This window comes from Photorhabdus noenieputensis (assembly GCF_018448935.1).
Taxonomy (GTDB): Bacteria; Pseudomonadota; Gammaproteobacteria; order Enterobacterales; family Enterobacteriaceae; genus Photorhabdus; species Photorhabdus noenieputensis.
In genome coordinates, this window is record NZ_RCWC01000005.1 from 164,700 (window position 1) to 182,209 (window position 17,510).

Genomic DNA, 17,510 nt, shown 5'->3' on the forward strand with positions numbered 1-17,510 from the left:
AAACCTAACCGTTTATCACAGCAGGTGCGATGATTTGCACAATCAGCACCGCTAAATAAACTAAACCTAGTGGTGCAAACGCCGCTTTAAACACGCCCAAAGCAACAACCAGCACAGCTATTGTAATAATAACTTTCAACCCTTCGCCAACAGCGAAAGACCATGCAATACGTACAGGAACCTCTTCTTCTTTTGCTTTTTGAAAACTGGCAAACAGCATGAATATGGCATTAGGTAACCAACATGCTAACCCACCAGCAAAAGCAGAAGCGCCCCATTCTATACTTTTGGTACAAAAAGCCACACTGAGAACAACAAAAGTCATTAACTGCAAAAAAAGCAGCTTCAGTGCAATTTTACCGCTGTAAAGGGATACAGACATGACTTTTGTTTTCTCCCCTTGCACGCCTTGCATATCAGGTTTTGCTAAATGTTGTATAAAACTGCCTTTGCTTAAGAGTGTCAAGTGACAAAAACGTGCAAATTATACGGGCCGCCAAAATGAATTCAATCCATAAGTAGCGAAAAGGTGAACAATTATTTAAATTTTTTATTTTGGCGTCAGATTGCCAGCTAATGATTGTGCTGATTTTTTGTTTTTAATAACTTCATACATTTCAGAGTTAAGTGTGACTTAAATCACATAAATTTTTCAATTGTTAATTATATTTAACATTGATAGGAAATAAAAATAGAACAAATTAATAATAAAATCAATTTGTTAATTTAATTTCATACAAAAGAGTGATTATATTATTGATTTAAATCACCCAACTAATTTCTGGCTAGTTTAAAAAAGTGAATCTGATGAAAAAACGCTTTATCTGATTTTAAAAGGTTCAACTATCTTAATATCAAGATAACGTTATTTTTGTGTAATAACTTGGTAAATTAAAGCTGAAACGAGGCAAACCATAATTAACGATGCTGATTACAGTATAATTGTGCTCAACATCACTAATTATTTATAACTTTATTGACAAATAACAAAATCAGTTTGATTTAAGGATAACCAAATGACGTTGCCCTTCCAGTTCAGGAACATTTAATTTAATAACCGAATCGACAGAAATTCCAACAGGCAACATAGTCAGTTCCTCTTCTGGAAGCACACCTTTAAGTGCATAGAAACGCCCATGAATAGGCTCAGGCAAATGACTGCACCAAGAGACCATATCTTGCAACGAAGCAAAAGCACGGCTTATTACTCCATCAAAAGGTGGCTTAGAAGAATACTCTTCAACCCTACTTTGTACTGGTTCGATATTTACTAAACCAAGTTCATGCTGAACTTGACGCAAAAATCTCACTCTTTTACCTAAACTATCCAGCAATGTGAAGTGAGAATCAGGACGAACAATAGCTAACGGAATACCGGGCAACCCAGGGCCTGTGCCCACATCGATAAAGCGATAACCTTGTAGATGAGGGCTGACAACAATGCTGTCCATGATATGACGTACTAGCATTTGTTCTGGATCACGTACTGACGTGAGATTGTAAGCCTTATTCCACTTATTGAGCATATCAACATAGGCTACAAGCTGCTGTTTCTGCTGTAATGACAGTTCTATTCCTGCTTTGGTCAGCAACAATTCTAGTTTGTTAAGCACAATAAAAATCCTCTCAGGCACTGCGGCGCAGCAAGCCTTGTTTTTTCAGCCATACAAGTAAAATTGAAATTGCAGCAGGTGTTACCCCTGAAATACGCGAAGCCTGACCAATTGAACTTGGTTTATGATCATTAAGTTTAGCAACAACTTCATTAGAAAGACCGCTGATTTGACGGTAATCGAGATCAACCGGTAATGATGTGTTTTCATTACGTAGCTGTTTTTCAATTTCTTCCTGCTGGCGAGCAATATATCCCTCGTATTTGACCTGAATTTCAACCTGATCAGCGGCTTGTGGTTCTTCAAGACCTGGAGAAAACAGGGGCAATGAGGTCAAAAGTTCATAGTTCATTTCAGGACGACGCAGTAGATCTTCACCATTAGCCTCTTTCGACAATGGCATTTTCAATATATTGTTAATGTCATCAAGATTATTTGAATTAGGGTGAATCCAAATATTACGTAAACGCTGACGTTCTTGTTCAACCATTTCCACTTTACGGCAATAATGTTCCCAACGTAAATCATCTACCAACCCTAATTCACGGCCTTTTTCTGTTAAGCGTAGGTCTGCATTATCTTCACGTAGCATCAAACGATACTCAGCTCGAGAAGTAAACATACGGTACGGTTCTTTAGTCCCTAAAGTACATAAATCGTCAACTAAAACGCCAATATAAGCTTGATCACGGCGAGGGAACCAGCCTTCTTCTTCTGAAGCGTAACGAGCTGCATTAAGACCTGCGAGGAGTCCTTGAGCAGCAGCCTCTTCATAACCCGTAGTGCCGTTAATTTGTCCAGCAAAGAATAGACCGTGGATAAATTTACTTTCTAATGTTTGTTTTAGATCTCTTGGATCGAAGAAATCATATTCTATTGCATAACCAGGACGAATAATGCGAGCATTTTCCATTCCTTGCATGGAGTGAACAATTTGCATCTGTACATCAAATGGTAAGCTGGTAGAAATGCCATTTGGATAGATTTCATTACTGGTCAATCCTTCAGGCTCAAGGAAGATCTGATGAGCGTTACGATCCGCAAAACGCATGACTTTATCTTCGATTGAAGGACAATAACGAGGACCGATCCCTTCAATGATCCCTGCATACATTGGGCTACGATCCAAATTATTGCGGATCACATCGTGAGTTTTTTCATTCGTGTGAGTGATGTAACACGGTATTTGTTGTGGATGTTGTTTAATATTTCCAAGGAAAGAGAATACCGGTGTTGGATTATCGCCTAGTTGTTGTGTTAACTGACTAAAATCAATGGTTCTGGCATCAATACGTGGTGGTGTTCCTGTTTTTAATCTGTTTACACGTAAGGGTAATTCACGTAAGCGCTGTGCCAACGAAATCGCTGGAGGATCACCAGCCCTTCCACCACTATAATTTTCCAGACCAATGTGGATCTTACCGTCAAGAAATGTTCCTACGGTTAGAACAATAGCTTTGGCTCTGAACTTAAGGCCCATGCGTGTTACTGCGCCAGTAACTGTGTCATTTTCAACAATGAGATCTTCTACAGGTTGTTGGAAGATCATCAGATTAGGTTGATTCTCCAACGCCATACGCACAGTTTGACGGTAGAGAATCCTATCCGCTTGGGCACGTGTTGCCCGAACCGCAGGCCCTTTACTGGCATTCAAGGTTCTAAATTGAATACCAGCTTGGTCGGTCGCTTTGGCCATTAAACCACCAAGCGCATCAATCTCTTTAACCAGATGTCCTTTACCGATCCCACCAATTGCTGGGTTACATGACATTTGGCCCAAAGTGTCAATATTGTGGGTCAGTAATAAGGTTTGACGGCCCATACGAGCGGCTGCCATAGCAGCTTCAGTACCGGCATGACCACCACCGATAATGATGACGTCAAATTGTTCTGGATAAAACATGGTGATGAACCTTTAGTTATAAGAATGCTCAGTGTTGTATTAAGGGAAGAGAATTCTACTCAAGTTTTGGTGATAGACCAAGTAGGTGAGATCACCGGTAATTAAAAGAAGATCTTTTTTATTTAAAGATCTGTTTATTAGATCTTTTATTAGGATCATGATCTTTTGTGGATAAGTTATTTTTTCTTAGAAAGATCATAAAGCTGTAAAGGATCATTTGTTGTGAATGATCCGTGATCCCACGAGGTATAAACTGGGATCTAAATCGGTAGTTATTCACAAGGTGATCATTGTCAGATAGTTATACTATGGATAACTACGGGTTAACCCCGGCTTTTTAGATAAGTTATCCACACTCGTTTGCTGTTTTTTTGTTCTTTTTAGAGTGACTTTGCCCAATCTTTAACCCATTCTTCCGCGGGATCTTCGGGGATCGCATGCTGTTGAATATCAATTTCCAGACGATCACCGAGGCGTTTAGCTCCGTTTCCTATTAATAATTGGTCAAATGATCTTATTGCACCGCAAAAAGTATCGTATTCAGAACTACCAAGGCCAACAGCGCCAAACGTTACCTTACTGAGATCAGGTTTTTGTTCAGAAATTTCTGCCGCCAATGGTTGTATATTTTCTGGCAATTCTCCTGCTCCATGTGTGGATGTGACGACTAGCCAGATCCCATTCTGAGGAAGTTCATCTAAAGAGGGGCCATGTAGCATTTCAGTGGAGAAACCAGCATCTTCCAAAATTTCAGCCATATGCTCAGCTACGTATTCAGCACTGCCCATCGTGCTACCGCTGATTAAGGTAATAGTGGCCATAGTGATCCCAACAGATTTCAAGAGTCGCTATTGTACGCTGTGAATCTGTTGGGATCTACCTGTGGATAATGTGGTTATAACAAATTTTATTTTATGGCTTGATTGTCCGCATGATCGGGTTTTGTAAGGAGATAAGGGTTTCTGTTGATTGAATTTCATCGATAGTCTGTATTTTGTTGATAAGTACATCTTGAAGGGATTCAATTGAACGGCACATAACTTTGATAAAGATGCTGTAGTGGCCTGTTGTGTAGTAAACCTCAACCACTTCATCCAGGTTGTCTAGTTTTTTCAGGGCTGATGGATAATCTTTGGCACTCTTAAGAATAATGCCAATAAAGCAACACACATCATAACCAAGTTGTTTCGCGCTGATATCTACTCTGGTACCGGTGATGATTCCTGCTTGCTTCATTTTTTCCACACGAACGTGAATTGTTCCTGGGCTGACTGCAAATTTCTTTGCTAGTTCGGCATAAGGTGTACGTGCGTTGTCCATTAAAGCGTGAAGTATGTCACGGTCTAGATTATCGATCTGATAAATTTCTGCCATTTTCAGCCCCGTTTTTTAATGAATTTTCATTTTTAGGATGTAAAAAATGAATTTTATGAATCATAAAGTCTATTTTTATTAAAGTATATTGAATTTACCCCTCATTTTATTGCTTAATGTTTCCAACAGGACATCAGGGCCACCTAAAAAATTAGAGAATAATATTATGAAAAAGTCGTTTATTGAAAAGCAGCAGCAAATCAGTTTCGTGAAATCTTTCTTTTCCCGTTTGCTGGAAAGCAAACTGGGTCTGATCGAAGTACAAGGGCCAATTCTAAGTTGTTTGGGAGATGGTATTCAGGACAACTTGTCTGGTCATGAAAAAGCTGTTCAGGTAAAAGTTAAAACTTTACCGGATTCAACTTTCGAAGTAGTGCATTCATTGGCTAAATGGAAACGTAAAACACTGGGTCGTTTTGGCTTTCAAGCTGAACAAGGGCTTTACACTCACATGAAGGCATTACGTCCGGATGAGGATCGCTTAACACCAATCCATTCTGTTTATGTTGATCAATGGGATTGGGAAAAAGTGATGGGAGATGGGCAACGCTCACTTGCTTATCTTAAACAGACAGTAGGTAAAATTTACGAAGCAATAAAAGAAACAGAAAAAGCTGTCAGTAAAGAGTTTGGTCTGGCACCGTTCCTGCCAGATCAAATTCACTTTGTTCATAGTGAAACGCTTCTGAGTCGTTATCCGGATCTGGATGCAAAAGGCCGTGAACGTGCTATTGCTAAAGAATTAGGTGCTGTTTTCCTCATCGGTATTGGTGCGAAATTATCTGATGGTCAATCTCATGATGTGCGTGCGCCTGATTATGATGACTGGACGACACCAAACTGTGATGGTTTTTTCGGTCTAAACGGTGACATCATTGTCTGGAACCCTGTTTTGGAAGATGCGTTTGAGATCTCTTCTATGGGTATCCGTGTTGATGCAGAAGCGCTGGAGCGTCAGTTATCACTGACTGGTGATGAAGAGCGTTTACAATATGATTGGCATCAGGCGTTACTTAAAGGCGACATGCCACAGTCGATTGGTGGTGGTATTGGCCAATCCCGTTTAGTGATGTTACTGTTGCAAATGAAACATATCGGTCAGGTTCAATGCAGTATCTGGTCACCTGAAGTACGCGAAACTGTAGAAGATATGCTTTGATTCCATTAGTGACGCCATTTTCGTAGTAAACGGCTTTTAAGTCCGGTATCAAAGCGCCAGATATGATCGAATATCCGCATAATATCGGGCTTACCATATTGGGACATGGAGACCGCATGGAAGCGGTGTTGCTGATGCAGTTGCAGATTTTTTATCTGATGGATTAGTGAGTCCGGCAAACGCTGGGCAATGAAATCTGAGATAACAACGGCATCAGCATCTTTCCAACGTTGTTCTTCCATTTTTTCTATTGTGTTTGTCAGACAGAAAGCGAGATCCGTCCCTCCCCTGAAAGTCTGGCTGAGAAAACGAATAGCCTGTTCCAGACCATCTGGTGAAGATAGCTCATAGTGCACAATTTCTGTCGTAAATAGCATGATATGGCAGTTACGATTATCAGCTAGAGCAATGCGTAACAGTGCCAGACAAAAGGCTTTAGCACATTTCTCATTGAATCTCCCCATAGAACCGGAAGTATCTACACAGATAATAAATGGTCCTCGTGGTTTTTCTTCCTGGCTATAATGAGTGACCGGCTGCAATGTTGTTTTTTCTCGCCAGTTATCACCTTGTAAGCGATAGGTCAGGAGTTTTTTTTCCACTAATTTGCGATAAAATTCATATTCCAAATCTTCAATTCCTAATATCGCCAATTCTATTGGCAATAGACGCAAAATATCATCACTTTGTCCGATTCCATTCACCTGTTCAGGAACGGTATCGGGTGTTCGTTCGATTGTGGTAAATGGTTCGAAAAAATGATTTTCCTGTGGTTTTGATTTTGCAGATTGGCTGCGTCCAAGTAATTGAGCTAATTTTTCCAGTTCCGGCTGTTGGCGAAGAAATTCACTATAGCGGATCAATAACTGCTTATCATTTTGGGAATGATTTAACTGACTTTTACTCATGTCCCATAACCGGCCTGCTGCCCTATCATTTTCACTAAAAATAGGATCAAGATTACCGCTTAGTGTCAGCCTTTGCTGTAGTTCTGCTAGTAATTGCTCTTTTTCTTGTTCCAGCAATTGCTTATGGAAGGTTGTGGTTTGCAGGATCAAACTGATCCTCCATCGTTGAATAAATAGAGTTTGCAGTGTATTTGAATTAGCAATAGTGTTGGTTGCGAGTTTCTGGGCTTCTTCACTAAAAGGGGATTCGATTCGGTTCAGGGTTTCTAAAATGTCGGGAAGTTTAAGGTAAAAATGATTTGTATTGGCAGAGAGGAATTGTTGATATAACTGAAATTCTTCTGCCAGAGTTGCAGGGATGAGAGTTTCTTTAATCCTGTGCTGTAAATCGTGTTTCCAGCCGGGGATATCTTTTAATAGTGCACGTTTCAAACGCGGGTGTTTTTCAAAAAAGATAGCTAACTGAGGGGAAGCTAGAAGCGTTAATATGATCTCTTCTATTATCTCTCCTTCGTTTATTGATAGTAAAAGATCGAGGGTTGTCAGACTAATCATTTAATTAGTTACCCATTTTTATTTTGAATTGATTAATTTTATCGGCTAATTGGATAAAACTTTGCTCTATCGTAGCAAGCCAATGATTTTCAATAAATAGACATGGCCGATGTTGATTAAACAGTTGATGTTGGTGATGGATTTCTTGATTAATTTTTTCCAATTTTTCCAGCCACTCGCTGTTTTCTTCCTTTTGCTGATACTGACGGCTTGGTAAATATAGCGTGGATGAACGACGGCTGATATCAAAAATCTCTGGCTGATGTGCTGAATTAATTTCGGCTGCTATGTTTTGTGGAAAACCAATGCCGTTCAGACGGGCTGATAGCTCTCCGCCTTTGCTTATCCAAATATTCAACGCTTTTTTTTCCAATTCAATGAAATTGACTTTAATATCATGGAGATGAAGAGGTGTATGTAGGAATAGAATCAAATTTTCTTCATTGATATGATCGGGTAGTGAATATTGTATTTTGTGTCCAAACCGACGGGTTTGTTTTTCCAGTTTTAGCGCCTGCTGATCATTTTTATCCTGACGGGCTTGAGTCCATTGGTGATAGAGCGAATCAATTTGTTGAGATAATATTCTTTGCTGGTATGCCTGTTCGATCATGAGAGTATTCAGGTACTGAGGTAATAATTTAAAAGAGTGGAGATCATGCCACAAACAATCTTTTAGCAATATTAAATCAAGAGGGGATATTTCTTTTCTACCATTAAAGAAAGCACTGGCTTGTAATAAATGAATGGCTTTCTTCCAGCGCCGATCTGAAACGTAAGGTGAATGCTCTATTGTATCAAGTTGCTGGCGTAAATGATAAATAATATCAAAACAACTATTTGGTAAAATTACTTTATCAATCTCCTTTTGCCATTGGTGAAATTCCTCACTTGTTATCTGAATGTCTGCCGGGACGGGGTTATCATTTTCATTTTTGTGGCTAGTGAGTAACGCTCGGAAATTCTTTTTATCCTGAATTTTATCTAACCAAATACGAATTAGCATTCTGTCATAGAGCGCTTCCAGACTGTTATCTGCTTCAGGCAGCTCATTGGATGCTGCTATAAGTAATCGCATTGGAATTTTCTCTTCTATATCCCCATTTCTGAATTTTCTTTCATTAATTGCAGTCAGTAGGGTATTTAGAATTGCCGGACCGGCTTTCCATATTTCATCAAGGAAGACAATTTCAGTTTCAGGTAAATATCCGTTGGTTAGGCGTTGGTAACGTCCTTCTTCTTTCAGTGCTTGGATAGAAAGAGGACCGAAAATTTCTTCGGGGGTTGAGAAGCGAGTCATCAGATATTCAAATGCTCTGGCATCACGAAACGCAAATTTCAATCGGCGGGCTATCAAGCTTTTTGCAATACCTGGAGGACCGAGTAGAAAGACGCTTTCCCCACACAATGCCGCTAGCAAACATAAACGAATAGTCTGTTGTCTTTCATACAGACCATTTTCCAGATAGTGACTTAAGCAAACTATTTTTTCTGCTAACAACATAATTCGTACCAATATTATCTGTTGGATTAGATAAAACCTAATTAGCCTTCTCCATAGATTTTAATCATTATTTGTTGGTGTAGACAATATTTACCTTAAAAATCGATTCAGCATAACATATTCAATAAGTTAACGTTTGTTTTCGTTTTTTTTATTATCGAAACGTTTCGATAGCGATCACACTTTTGTATCACTAATGTTGTATTTTAAATATTACTTTCTATATTACTAAATAGCGAAACGTTTCGCTAATGGAATAAAAAAATGAAAAAAGGTGTATTACTTAATTCTGAAATTTCAGCCGTAATTTCTCAGCTAGGGCATACTGACCAGATTACAATTGGTGATGCTGGATTACCAATTCCTTCTTTAGCCCAGCGGATTGATTTAGCGCTAACCCAGGGAATTCCCAGTCTTATATCCGTTCTTAATGTCGTTACACAAGAAATGCAGATTGAAGCTGCATTTTTAGCTGAGGAGATCATTGAGCATAATCCTTTGATACATCAATTAATATTAACTCAAATTAAAGAGCTTGAGAAACAGCAAGGGAATTCAATTACTGTAGACTATATTATTCATAATATGTTGAAAGAGAAAACAAAACATAGCCGAGCGGTGATTCGTACTGGAGAGCATTCTCCTTATGCAAATATTATCCTTTGTGCTGGTGTGACTTTCTGAGGTAATTATGCAGCCTGTATTGGAACTAAAAGGAATTAGTAAATCTTTTCCTGGTATCAAAGCATTATCTGGTGCGGCACTACGTGTTTATCCGGGTAAAGTGATGGCACTGGTAGGGGAGAATGGTGCAGGTAAATCCACGATGATGAAAGTGTTGACTGGGATATATACCAGAGATACAGGCACGGTTCATTACTTAGGAAAAGAAGTGATTTTTTCTGGTCCTAGATCCTCTCAGGAAGCGGGGATCGGGATTATCCATCAGGAATTAAATCTTATTCCCCAACTGACTATTGCTGAAAATATTTTCCTGGGGCGCGAATTTGTTAATAAATTCGGTGCGATTGACTGGAGAAAAATGTATCAGGAAGCAGCTCGTCTGTTAAAAAAATTGAATCTGAGTTACAGCAGTCACCGTTTAGTCGCTGAACTTTCTATCGGTGATCAACAAATGGTTGAAATTGCTAAGGTGCTGAGTTTTAAATCCAAAGTTATCATTATGGATGAGCCGACTGATGCGTTGACCGATACAGAAACTGAATCATTATTTCGCGTAATACGTGAACTAAAATCTCAGGGATGCGGTATTGTTTATATCTCCCATCGTTTGAGAGAAATTTTTGAAATTTGCGATGATGTGACGGTATTTCGTGATGGGCAATTTATTGGTGAAAAGCCGGTAAAAGAGCTAAAAGAAGAGACTCTTATTGAAATGATGGTTGGGCGAAAACTGGAAGATCAGTATCCTCGCCTGAATTTACCTCGGGGAAAAAAACGACTTGAGGTTAAGCAGATTTCTGGTCCCGGTGTAACAAATGCCAGTTTTTCCCTTTATAGAGGGGAAATTTTGGGTATATCAGGGTTAATGGGGGCTGGCCGCACTGAATTGATGAAAATTATTTATGGTGCGTTGCCGAAAACTCAAGGACAAATCACACTGGATGGAATTCCCATTGTAATTCGTAGCCCTCAGGATGGGTTAGGTTGTGGGATTGTTTATATTTCAGAAGATCGTAAACGTGATGGCTTAGTTTTGGGAATGTCAATTAAAGAGAATATGTCTCTTACTGCCTTACGTTATTTCAGTAACCGGTTAGGTGGTCTTAATCATAAAGAAGAACAGAATGCTGTTAGTGACTTTATTAAATTGTTTAGTATCAAGACACCTTCAATGGGACAAGCTATTGGTTTACTTTCTGGTGGTAATCAGCAAAAAGTAGCCATTGCCCGAGGATTAATGACCAGACCAAAAATTCTTATTCTGGATGAACCTACGCGTGGTGTAGATGTTGGTGCAAAAAAAGAAATTTATCAGTTGATTAATCAATTCAAGAAAGAGGGGTTAAGCATTATTCTCGTTTCTTCTGAAATGCCAGAAATTATAGGAATGAGTGATCGTATTTTGGTTATGTGTGAAGGCCAAATCAGCGGAGAATTTTTCACTGAACAGGCAACTCAAGAAGTTTTGATGGCAGCGGCTGTGGGCAAACAATATGGGGCGATTCAGGAGTAACTCAGTATGAATTCTAATATATTACCGACATTTAAACGTTGGTTTACTAAAGAGTGGTTACTGAAACAAAAGTCACTGATTGCATTGTTAGTGCTGATAGCAGTAGTTTCTTCTCTTAGCCAAAATTTTTTCACTTTAAATAATTTGTTTAATATTCTGCAACAAACATCGGTCAATGCCATTATGGCCGTTGGGATGACATTAGTTATTTTGACATCGGGTATTGACCTGTCTGTTGGTTCATTGCTTGCGTTAACCGGTGCAGTAGCTGCTTCATTGGTTGGTACGGAAGTTAATGCTTTAATGGCTATCGTGAGTGCTTTGGTTTTAGGTGCTGCAATTGGTGCTTGTACAGGAATAATAGTTGCTAAAGGTAAGGTGCAGGCTTTTATTGCCACTCTAGTCATGATGTTATTACTTCGTGGAATAACCCGTGTCTATACTGATGGTAGCCCAATAAATACAGGATTCAGTGATAATGCGGATCTGTTTGGCTGGTTTGGTATTGGTCGACCATTGGGAATTCCTACTCCAGTATGGCTGATGTTGATAGTTTTTGTTATCGCATGGTATATCCTGCATCACACTCGATTAGGTCGTTATATTTATGCTTTGGGAGGGAATGAATCGGCTACCCATTTGTCTGGTATCAATATCGATAAAATTAAAATTATCGTTTACTCCTTATGCGGCTTATTGACGGCGTTGGCAAGTATTATTGAAGTTGCTCGTCTTTCTTCTGCTCAACCTATGGCGGGGGGAGGTTATGAATTAGATGCTATTGCTGCCGTAGTACTGGGAGGAACTCGCCTGGCTGGTGGTAAGGGATTAATTATTGGTACTCTGATTGGTGCGCTAATCCTCGGTTTTTTAAACAATGGCTTAAACTTATTAGGTATTTCTTCTAACTATCAGATGATTGTTAAAGCAATTGTAATATTGTTGGCAGTTCTGGTTGATAACAAAAGTGGTAAATAACCTCCCTCTACAGGAAATAACACGATGAAAGTGAAGAAATTAGTAACAATTTTATCTGCTGTTGCGCTAAGTATGACTGTAAGTGTAAAGACATTGGCGAAAGACACTATCGCGTTAGTCATTTCTACACTGAATAATCCATTCTTTGTCACAATGAAAGATAGCGCTCAAAAAGAGGCGGATAAGTTAGGCTATGACCTGATTGTGTTGGATTCTCAGGATAATCCAGCGAAAGAATTAGCTAATGTTCAGGATTTGACGGTACGTGGTACTAAACTCATGCTAATTAACCCGACTGACTCCGATGCTGTTGGTAATGCCATTATTATGGCTAACAATGCAAAAATTCCGGTCATTACTCTAGATCGGATAGCGAATAAAGGTACTGTTGTCAGTCATATTGCTTCTGATAACCGTTTGGGGGGTAAAATAGCGGGTGATTTTATCGCCGAAAAACTGGGGAATGGAGCTAAAATTATTCAGCTAGAAGGTATTGCCGGTACTTCTGCTGCCCGTGAACGTGGTGAAGGGTTTAATAAGGTAGCACAGGAAAATAAATTCAATGTGTTAGCTAGTCAGCCTGCTGATTTCGATCGTACCAAGGGACTGAACGTTATGCAGAACTTACTGACGGCTCATCCGGCTGTGCAAGCTGTATTTGCTCAGAATGATGAGATGGCGTTGGGTGCTTTGCGTGCTTTACAGACAGCAGGTAAAAGCGATGTATTAGTTGTTGGTTTTGATGGTACTGGAGATGGTATCAAAGCTGTTCAAAGTGGAAAACTCGGTGCGACAATCGCTCAGCGTCCTGATCAAATTGGTATCGTTGGTGTTCAGACTGCAAATAAAGTGCTGAAAGGCGAAAAAGTTGAAGCCGTCATCCCTGTGGAATTGGAGTTAGTTATTAAAAAATAAATCGATATTACTGTGCCGTTACTCATTAATGGTGACGGCATAATTGAAAAGGAATAAATGTAATGAGTACAGCAAAACTTGCGGTGCTTGGCAGCATTAATGCTGACCATATTTTGAATCTTAAGTCGTTCCCTCGTCCGGGGGAAACGGTGATCGGGGAACAATATCAGGTTGCTTTTGGTGGTAAAGGTGCTAATCAAGCAGTAGCAGCAGGCCGCAGCGGTGCTGACATTACATTTATCGCTTGTGTTGGTGAGGACGATATTGGTTTTCGTATCTGTCAGCAATTAGTAAAGGATAATATTAAAACTTCTGGCATTGAAGTGATTAAAGGAGAAACAACGGGTGTAGCATTGATTTTCGTTAATCAGCAAGGTGAAAACGTTATTGGTATCAATGCAGGCGCTAATGCAGCGCTAACACCGGAATATTTCTATCGCTACCAAAATATTATTGAGCAAGCAGATGCATTGTTAATGCAACTTGAGTCTCCATTGGAAACAGTACAACTTGCTGCAACAATAGCTAAACAAAATAATACAAAAGTAATACTCAATCCGGCACCGGCCCTAAAATTATCTGATCAATTGCTCTCGCTGGTGGATATCATTACACCGAATGAAACTGAAGCGGAATATCTCACTGGAATTAAAGTAGAAAATGACTCAGATGCGGAAAATGCGGCTCAAGTACTGCATGATAAAGGGATTGAAACGGTAATTATCACATTGGGTAGCCGTGGTGTGTGGTTAAGTGAAAGAGGTCAGAAGGGAAAAATTGTTCCTGGATTTAAAGTTAACGTTGTAGATACTGTTGCGGCAGGAGATACTTTCAACGGTGCACTGATGACAGCATTATTGGAAAGAAAATCCATATTATCTGCCATACGATTTGCTCATTCTGCTGCTGCGATAGCAGTAACCCGTCAGGGTGCTCAGCCTTCTGTCCCGTGGCGAAATGAAATTGATGCATTTTTAACTGAACAGGACTAACTGTGGCTACAATGAAAGATGTTGCTCGTTTTGCAGGCGTTTCTACATCAACTGTATCTCATGTTATTAATAATAATCGTTATGTCAGTGATGGTGTGAAAAAGAAAGTTAATGATGCAATTGATCAATTGAATTATGCACCATCAGCGCTTGCACGAAGTCTTAAAATCAAGCAAACCAAAACCATTGGTATGCTGGTAACGACCAGTAATAATCCTTTTTATGCTGAAATTGTAAGAGGGGTTGAACGAAGCTGTTATGAGCGTGGTTACAGCCTTATCTTGTGTAATACAGAGGGTGATGCCAAACGAATGGATTACAGCATGGAAACTTTGCTGCAAAAGCGAGTAGATGGGGTGCTGATTATGTGTACTGAAAATCAACACAGTTCCTGCGATGTTTTGCGTCGTTATCCTCCTTTACCTATGGTTATGATGGATTGGTCTCCATTTGATATTGTCAGCGATATTATTCAGGACAATTCCTTGTTAGGGGGGGAGATAGCGACTAATCACCTTATTAGCTGTGGTTTTAAAAAAATAGCCTGTATTGCAGGTCCACAAGATAAAACACCTGCTAATCATCGATTAAAGGGATATAGAAAGGCAATGGCAAATGCTGGTCTTATTATTCCTGACGGATATGAAATTTATAGTGATTTTGAATTTGTTGGTGGTTTTGAATCAATGCAGAAATTACTACAACATCCAGAACCACCAGAAGCTGTTTTTGCTGGAAATGATGCAATGGCTGTTGGCGCTTATCAGGCTCTGTACCAAGCAGGGCTTTCTGTGCCGGATGATATTTCTATCATAGGTTATGATGATATCGACCTTGCCCCTTATATGATTCCACCGTTGACAACCATTCATCAGCCAAAAGATGAATTAGGAAAGTTAGCTGTTGATACTTTGCTTTATCGGATGGATAACCCAAAAAGTGATCCTAAATTATTAGTATTAACTCCGACACTGATTGAACGTAGTTCGGTTTCTCGTTCTTAAGTGTTCTTTTTCTTGATCATGTTATCTCCATCTTCCTTATGTAATAGCAGGAAGGTGGAAGAAGAGAGTAAAGTGATTATTCCTACGGTAATAAAAGTGTTGTGGAAGCTATCAATGGTTGTTCCATAATGTATGGATTCATAGAAACGGAGAATAGCTGCACTTACCGCAACACCGAAGCTAATAGATAACTGCTGAGTTACCGCTAATAAACTATTTCCTGAACTGGCATTATTATCGGTCAGATCAGCAAGAGTAATGGTATTCATCGAAGTAAATTGAATGGATACAGCCATGCCTAGAAAGAATAGTGGAATAGACAAAAGAACAGCGTACATTTCTGGTGATTGTAGTGAAAATTGAGCAATCATTAATCCAATGATGATTGTTATGCTAACCAGCGTCTTACGATATCCAAAGCGAGTTAATACATTAGTAACGAAAGATTTGGCTATAACAGAACCAATAGCTGTTGGTGCCATCATCATTCCGGCAATAATCGCTGAGTAGCCAAATCCAACTTGTAGCATCAAAGGCATCAGAAAAGGAATACATCCAGTTCCCAGGCGTGTAACAAGATTACCTATAATACCGATAGAGAATGTACGAATACTGAATAATTTCAGACTGATAAGGGGTTGGGTTTGTCTTCTGGCATGCATTAGATAACCAAATAATATTATAAAACCACCAACCATAATTGTCAGAGGTATATAGCCTGGTAACGCACTCTCCCCTAGTAAATCTAAACTGACAGAAACCATTATTAAACTCAGTCCAAAAAGTATAAAACCGAAAAAATCGAATGAACGTTTTGGCATTGTAAAATTCGGCATATGCTTTTTAGCATAAATAATCCCCAATAAACCGATTGGGATATTGATAATAAATATCCAGTGCCAGGTAGCATAAGTGACTAATAACCCACCGAGCATGGGACCAAGAATTGGCCCTACTAACCCTGGCATGGTGACAAAATTCATAACGGGTAGAAGTTTGCTGCGTGGGTACGCACGTAATAGAGCAAGACGAGCAACTGGCATCATCATTGCGCCACCAATTCCTTGAATTACACGAGAAACAACTAGAAAGGCTAAATTACCTGACAAAGCACAGGCTAGGGAGCCTAAAGAAAACAAGGATACAGCAAACATAAATATCCGGCGGGTACCGAAACGATCTGCTAACCAGCCACTGACTGGAATTAACAAAGCAACAGTCAGAGTATAGCTGACAACTGCAGATTGCATCGCCAGAGGTGAATGTTTGAGGCTTTCAGCAATAGCGGGCAATGCTGTGTTGAGAATTGTTGCATCTAAAGCTTGCATAAAGAAAGCTATTGCAGCAATCCAGGGTAGCCCCGCCATATTACGAGCGGTTTTTACCATTAATAATCCTGCTTATTTTATCTAGCTAATGTTTGGTTGGATATTAATCTAATACACTACTATATAAGATCATTCGCGTTCTGTTAATAACTTTTGACAAGCGAGAAGTGCGCTGTAACTGTCACCTTGGGTGATAGAATTAACAATTGTTTTATGAGCTTCCAGTTGTACAACTTTATCGGAAATAATAGCTTCAAAGTAATTCTGATAAACCAGATTAAATAAGTTGGCAAAAGAGCATAAGAATGGATTTCCACAAGATTTGTAAATGGTATAGTGAAACTGGTAATCAATCTCTATCCATTTTTCCCGGTTAAAATTTTCTTTTAGTAGATACATTTCATCTATTACCTGTAATAGCTGCTTCTTTTGTTGTGATGTGGCATTTTGTGCCGCAAGAAAGCAAGCTTGTGGTTCTATTGCTAATCTTACTATATGGAAATGTTCGACCACTTGACTAAGGTTGTCACGATTCATCCACCACTTTAATAAATCCTGATCAAGGAAATTCCAATGAATCGTTGGCATGATTCGAGTACCAATACGTGGGCGAGGTAATAGCATACCTTTGGCTACAAGTATTTTTATTGCTTCACGAACAGATGTTCTGCTGACGTTAAATTGTTCAGCGAGTTCTATTTCACCAGGAAGGATAGTTTCAGCTTTATATTCACCAGACAAAATCTGTTGTCCGATTTTTTCAGCTAGAAGATAAGAAAGGTTTTTCTGGGAAGCTTTTCTTTGTTCTTTAAAGTGCATAGTAGATTTGAACCCTTTCCCGCATTTGTCTATTGAATAGTACTTTAGTTTGGGAATAATTATTGTCGATGCCATCAATTTTGTATAAAAAAAACGCAAAAGTGCGGGTTTTGTTGAAAAAAACTGCGAATAAAAGTTTTTTTTAAATAAACGCTTGCCAGCGCCAAAGAACTCCCTATAATGCGCCACCACTGACCGACACAACGCTGATAAACATTGTGAGGTCGGGCAGAGAACCAGCCAATAAGCGCTTGACTCTGC

16 protein-coding genes are annotated in these 17,510 nt (G+C 39.3%); 7 read left to right on the forward strand and 9 right to left on the reverse strand.

The genetic code is table 11. From position 1 onward, the window contains the following. Window positions 1-4: 4 nt before the first annotated feature. The 5 genes from atpI to asnC all read right to left on the reverse strand — a co-directional run bounded on the left by atpI (window position 5) and on the right by asnC (window position 4,890). Window positions 5-382 (reverse strand): F0F1 ATP synthase subunit I, encoded by a 378-nt coding sequence (atpI, locus tag EAE91_RS06220; RefSeq protein WP_214087741.1) that lies wholly within the window; start codon window positions 380-382, stop codon window positions 5-7. Window positions 383-992: 610 nt separating this feature from the next. Beyond that, window positions 993-1,613, reverse strand: coding sequence for a 16S rRNA (guanine(527)-N(7))-methyltransferase RsmG (rsmG, locus tag EAE91_RS06225; RefSeq protein WP_214087719.1), 621 nt, complete (start codon window positions 1,611-1,613; stop codon window positions 993-995). Window positions 1,614-1,626: 13 nt separating this feature from the next. After that, window positions 1,627-3,516: a tRNA uridine-5-carboxymethylaminomethyl(34) synthesis enzyme MnmG gene (gene mnmG / locus EAE91_RS06230; protein WP_214087720.1), complete on the reverse strand. Its 1,890-nt coding sequence runs from the start codon at window positions 3,514-3,516 to the stop codon at window positions 1,627-1,629. 380 nt (window positions 3,517-3,896) lie between these two features. Further along, window positions 3,897-4,337, reverse strand: a complete 441-nt coding sequence (gene mioC / locus EAE91_RS06235; protein ID WP_214087721.1) for an FMN-binding protein MioC — start codon at window positions 4,335-4,337, stop codon at window positions 3,897-3,899. A 91-nt stretch (window positions 4,338-4,428) separates the two neighbouring features. Further along, window positions 4,429-4,890, reverse strand: a complete 462-nt coding sequence (gene asnC, locus EAE91_RS06240; protein WP_214087722.1) for a transcriptional regulator AsnC — start codon at window positions 4,888-4,890, stop codon at window positions 4,429-4,431. 166 nt (window positions 4,891-5,056) lie between these two features. Between asnC and asnA the strand changes: the two genes are divergently transcribed. Further along, window positions 5,057-6,049 carry an aspartate--ammonia ligase gene (asnA, locus tag EAE91_RS06245; RefSeq protein WP_214087723.1) on the forward strand — a complete coding sequence of 331 codons (993 nt, stop codon included), beginning with the start codon at window positions 5,057-5,059 and terminating at the stop codon, window positions 6,047-6,049. 5 nt (window positions 6,050-6,054) lie between these two features. Here the strand turns inward: asnA and viaA are convergent, their stop codons facing one another. Next, on the reverse strand, window positions 6,055-7,512 hold the full coding sequence (gene viaA, locus EAE91_RS06250; protein WP_214087724.1) for an ATPase RavA stimulator ViaA: 1,458 nt from the start codon (window positions 7,510-7,512) through the stop codon (window positions 6,055-6,057). A gap of 4 nt (window positions 7,513-7,516) precedes the next feature. After that, window positions 7,517-9,016 (reverse strand): ATPase RavA, encoded by a 1,500-nt coding sequence (gene ravA / locus EAE91_RS06255; protein ID WP_214087725.1) that lies wholly within the window; start codon window positions 9,014-9,016, stop codon window positions 7,517-7,519. Between the two features lie 264 nt (window positions 9,017-9,280). On the opposite strand from ravA, the gene rbsD reads away from it, so the two are divergent. The 6 genes from rbsD (at window position 9,281) to rbsR (ending at window position 15,102) form a co-directional block, all read left to right on the forward strand. Further along, a complete protein-coding gene (gene rbsD / locus EAE91_RS06260) occupies window positions 9,281-9,700 on the forward strand; it encodes a D-ribose pyranase (RefSeq protein ID WP_214087726.1) in 420 nt (139 codons plus the stop codon). Between the two features lie 7 nt (window positions 9,701-9,707). Beyond that, window positions 9,708-11,213 (forward strand): ribose ABC transporter ATP-binding protein RbsA, encoded by a 1,506-nt coding sequence (gene rbsA / locus EAE91_RS06265; protein WP_214087727.1) that lies wholly within the window; start codon window positions 9,708-9,710, stop codon window positions 11,211-11,213. Between the two features lie 6 nt (window positions 11,214-11,219). Then, on the forward strand, window positions 11,220-12,191 hold the full coding sequence (gene rbsC, locus EAE91_RS06270) for a ribose ABC transporter permease (protein ID WP_214087728.1): 972 nt from the start codon (window positions 11,220-11,222) through the stop codon (window positions 12,189-12,191). A gap of 24 nt (window positions 12,192-12,215) precedes the next feature. Beyond that, window positions 12,216-13,106, forward strand: coding sequence for a ribose ABC transporter substrate-binding protein RbsB (gene rbsB / locus EAE91_RS06275; RefSeq protein WP_214087729.1), 891 nt, complete (start codon window positions 12,216-12,218; stop codon window positions 13,104-13,106). Between the two features lie 62 nt (window positions 13,107-13,168). Next, window positions 13,169-14,098, forward strand: coding sequence for a ribokinase (rbsK, locus tag EAE91_RS06280; RefSeq protein WP_214087730.1), 930 nt, complete (start codon window positions 13,169-13,171; stop codon window positions 14,096-14,098). Between the two features lie 2 nt (window positions 14,099-14,100). After that, window positions 14,101-15,102 carry a ribose operon transcriptional repressor RbsR gene (gene rbsR / locus EAE91_RS06285; protein WP_376744735.1) on the forward strand — a complete coding sequence of 334 codons (1,002 nt, stop codon included), beginning with the start codon at window positions 14,101-14,103 and terminating at the stop codon, window positions 15,100-15,102. Here rbsR and mdtD read toward each other — a convergent pair. Together mdtD and EAE91_RS06295 are read right to left on the reverse strand one after the other, a co-directional pair. Then, window positions 15,099-16,490 (reverse strand): multidrug transporter subunit MdtD, encoded by a 1,392-nt coding sequence (gene mdtD / locus EAE91_RS06290; RefSeq protein ID WP_214087731.1) that lies wholly within the window; start codon window positions 16,488-16,490, stop codon window positions 15,099-15,101. The two genes, rbsR and mdtD, sit on opposite strands and share 4 nt — an antisense overlap. A gap of 69 nt (window positions 16,491-16,559) precedes the next feature. Continuing rightward, window positions 16,560-17,249 (reverse strand): FadR/GntR family transcriptional regulator, encoded by a 690-nt coding sequence (locus tag EAE91_RS06295; protein WP_214087743.1) that lies wholly within the window; start codon window positions 17,247-17,249, stop codon window positions 16,560-16,562. Between the last annotated feature and the right edge of the window lie 261 nt (window positions 17,250-17,510).